Raw genomic sequence first — 356 nt, forward strand, 5'->3', positions numbered from 1 at the left:
CACCGGTGCCAATCGAACCGCCAGTGTGCTCGGCGGTAAAGTCGGCTTTGTTATTGATATCTTTCCAGCCCAGCGTACCTGTATCAAGGCGATTTTTGTCTTTGTCCGCGGTTGACGCAGTCACTGCACCATCAAGCTGAGTGTGCTCTTTGACGTTGACATCAAAGCCACTTTTTGCTTTTCGACGATTGGCATTAGTGCGCGGTTGTAAGGCGAAAAGCTAGACAGCTAAAAAAGAAGAGGGGGAAAACCTGACGATATATAGTGGGTTACTTGGCTAACAGAGGTAAACCCAACCCCAGCCCACAACTCACCATTAGCGGTCAATGGCTGAAGGAGTTAGGGTTTGAGGTGGG

General features: G+C 49.7%; 1 protein-coding gene and 1 pseudogene. One reads left to right on the forward strand and one right to left on the reverse strand.

What is annotated here, in order from left to right; all coding sequences use genetic code 11:
• Positions 1–169 (reverse strand): annotated as a pseudogene (locus AC4IFT_RS22415) (hemagglutinin repeat-containing protein); the annotation flags it as partial.
• A 95-nt stretch (positions 170–264) separates the two neighbouring features.
• Between AC4IFT_RS22415 and AC4IFT_RS22420 the strand changes: the two are divergent.
• Positions 265–356: SymE family type I addiction module toxin (locus AC4IFT_RS22420; RefSeq protein ID WP_490752940.1), on the forward strand; the 92-nt coding region annotated here is incomplete at its 3' end.

Source organism: Providencia sp. UF-183, from assembly GCF_058246155.1.